At 75.0% G+C, this 3,275-nt stretch carries 2 protein-coding genes; both read left to right on the top strand.

From position 1 onward, the window contains the following. Window positions 1–248 precede the first annotated feature (248 nt). Window positions 249–641, top strand: coding sequence for a DUF6343 family protein (locus ND748_RS28675; RefSeq protein ID WP_251749309.1), 393 nt, complete (start codon window positions 249–251; stop codon window positions 639–641). A 203-nt stretch (window positions 642–844) separates the two neighbouring features. Continuing rightward, the gene (locus tag ND748_RS28670; RefSeq protein ID WP_251749308.1) at window positions 845–2,146 is read left to right on the top strand and encodes a DUF445 domain-containing protein; all 1,302 of its coding nucleotides are present in this window, start codon (window positions 845–847) and stop codon (window positions 2,144–2,146) included. The last annotated feature ends 1,129 nt before the right edge of the window (window positions 2,147–3,275 follow it).

Genomic DNA, 3,275 nt, shown 5'->3' with positions numbered 1-3,275 from the left:
GGCCCTGGCCGCCGCCCGCGCCCTGCTCCACGACGGCGGGACGCCGGCGGTGCTCGAACGCATCGACGTCGAGGGTGCGCTGTTCGCCGAGCGGTTGGCCTCGGCGGAGGCGAAGGCGGCGATGACCGCGCGGCTGCCCGGTCGCGGGGCGCCCAGTCGGTCTGGCTGAGCCCGCGCGGGGACACCCAACGGCCCGAAGCGGTCACGATCCCCGGTTCACCCGGGCGTGACCGGGCATACCGGGGACCGTGACCAGTTCCCTGCCGCGCCAGCGCGACAAGGGGGACGTCCTGCCGCCTCGGCGCTGGTGGCGTCGGCGCAGGTGGCCTCGGTCCCGAGGGGCTCGGTTCGGGGAGACCCGGTTCCGGGGGGCTCGGCTCCGGTGGCGCCGGCTCTTCGCCTCCCCCGGTTCGGGGGGTGCACCGCCGGCCCGTAGCGCACTCGGGTTGCGGCGTGCACTCGCCGTGTTCGGTCTGGTCTTCTGCGGCGTCACCGCGGGACTGTTCGCCGCCCGTGACCAGCCCGCCGCCGCGGGGTTGCTCGCGCTGCTCACGCTGGTGGCCATCGTCGACCTCGCCGTCATCCAGCGCAGGCTGCACCAGCGTTCCCATCCCCGCCGGCCGCCACCCCCGCGGCCCTGACCGCCCACCGCCCCACCGCCCCACCGCCCGCAGTCGCGCTCGCGCCCGCGGTCGCGCCCGTCGAGGTGGCGTCCCCGCCCGCCGACGTCCGCGCTGGCCGGCCGGTGTCCCGCCCCGGCCGCATAAGGTGTCCGAGGATCGGCTGATCAGATCCGGTGGGCCCGGGTGGGCGTCGAAGTGGCACGGGAGAGGGACGGCGGCCCATGAGCGAGCCGGCGGGCGGCGGGCGGCCGGTACCGGGCGTTCTTCCCCGGGGCACTGCGGACGAGCCCGGGCTGCGCCAGGCGCTGCGCCGGATGCGCCTGATCGCCACCGGGCTGCTCGCCGCCGTCGTGACCGTCTACCTGCTCGCTCAGGGCTGGCGCAGCCACGGCGGGCCCGGCTGGGTGGCGTACGTGGCCGCCGCCGCGGAGGCCGGCGTCGTCGGCGCGCTGGCCGACTGGTTCGCGGTGACGGCCCTGTTCCGCCATCCACTCGGCCTGCCGATCCCGCACACGGCGATCATCCCGGAGCGCAAGGACGCCCTCGGCCGCGGCCTGGAGAACTTCGTCAGCACACACTTCCTCGCCGAGGACGTGATCCGGGAGAAGGTCGACGGCATCGGCGTCTCGGTGCGCGTGGGGTCGTGGCTGCGCCAGCCGCGCCACGCCGAGCGGGTGACGACCGAGATCGCCGGGCGGCTCACCTCGGCCATCTCCGGGATGAGCGACGACCTGGTCCGCGAGGTCGTGGAGAAGGCGGTGCTGCCCAGGGTGGTCGAACGCCCCTGGGCGGGCGTGCTGGGCGCCGCGTTGCAGCGAGTGCTCGACGATCGGTTGCACGTCCGGCTCGTCGACGTGATCGTCGCCGATGTCCAGGAGTGGCTGGCCCGCAACCCGGAGGTCTTCACCCGGCTGGTGGTCGACCAGGCGCCGAGCTGGACGCCGCAGTGGCTGGACGAGGCGGTCGCGATCAAGGCCTACGACAAGGCGCTGGAGGCGATCGCGGAACTACGCGCCGACCCGGAGCACCGGGTGCGCCAGGTGCTGGACCGGTTCCTCGGCGACTTCGCCGGCCGACTGCGCACGGATCCGAGCCTCGGCGAGCAGGTCGAGCAGATCAAGCAGCGGCTGCTGGGGCACGCGGAGGTCGGCCGGGCCGTCGCTGCGATCTGGGCGACGACACGGACGATCCTGCTCGATCTCACCACCGATCCGACCAGCACCGCCCGGGTGCGGGCCACCGACGAGCTGGCCGCGTTCGGGGCCCGGCTGGCCACCGACCCGGAGCTCGGCCGCACCGTCGACCAGGCCGCGTCCGATCTGGCCGCCCGGGCGGTCCACCGCTACCAGGGGGACATCGCCGCGATCATCGGGGACACGGTCGCGAGCTGGGAGCCCGAGGAGACCTCTCGGCGCATCGAGCTGCATGTCGGCCGGGACCTGCAGTTCATTCGCATCAACGGCACGGTTGTCGGCGCCCTCGTCGGATTGATCATCCACGCCCTCACCGCGCTGGTCTTCTGACGGCGTGGTCGCGACCGTCCGGCCCGTGCATGCGGTCGGCGCCGCTGCACCGGCGAACGCACGACCGGGCGCACGGGAAGCCGGGCGGGCGTCCGGGCGGGCCGCCAAGCGGGCCGCCAGGGGGGCACGACGCAGATGCGGCCGACCGAGCAGCGGCGGTCGGCAGCCGCACCCCTCGCCGCACGTGCACACCGAACGGCCGCCCGGCCGACCGGCCCGGGCCCGGCGGGCTCACCGGATCGGGGGGCGCCGGCCGGCCGTCCCGAAAGTCCCGTCCGCCCCGGGCCGGTCGTCCCGCTCAGGGTGGTCTTCTGGTTCCTACGGCCGCCGCGGCGCCGCACCGGCCTCGAACCGGCCGTGACCGTGGTCATCCCGGCGCCGCCAGCGATGTTCGGCCTGCTCAGCGGGCATGCGGCCGGGTCCTTCGGCGGTCGGCGCAGGCCGACGTTCCCGATAGTGACCCTCATCGCGTCCAGGGCGGCCCTGCCCCTCACGTCCGGTGAGGGCCCGGCGATTACTGCCGCGACGCACGCGGCGGGCGCACCCGTCATCCGCCCGATGCCACCCTCGGTGGGACATCGGCCCTGGTCACCGGGGCAGTACGGAGCAACTCGACACGCTGCGCAACCACTGCCACCGCGGCGTCGACGCCGACCGGCGGGCCCGGCCGGGACGAGACGGACGACCGTGCGGACGCGCACCGGCACGCCGCCGTTGGGTGACCGCCCGAACCGGCACAGAGGGGGATGCAACGGCTCGTTGCGTGCCGCGGCCCTATCCCGAAGCACGGGTCGTCGATGTACCGTGAAGGAGACGACGGCCCGAGCGGCTGTCCGCGCCCGGCTGAATGGTCGGGTGTGCGAGGTCGGTGCGAGCGCCATAGCGGGAATCACCCGCCGTTGGGTCTGGTCGCGGAGCCGGCCGTACCCCGGCCGCCGGACGATGCAGCGGGCTGGTGTGGACCTCCTCACCCGTCCAAATGATCTCATGGTGGCCCTGACCTGATCGGCGGATCCCTCTGTCTCAGCACGGAAACTCCCAGTCCCATGCTGCCCAGCGCCAGCCCCGCCCGGCCCGTGGCCGCGGCGTCGCAGGCGGTACCGGACGCGGCGGCGCCCGCACCGCGGGC

Source organism: Frankia sp. AiPs1 (assembly GCF_023716945.1).
Lineage (GTDB): Bacteria > Actinomycetota > Actinomycetes > Frankiales > Frankiaceae > Frankia.
This window is presented reverse-complemented; position numbering and strand designations above follow the sequence as displayed.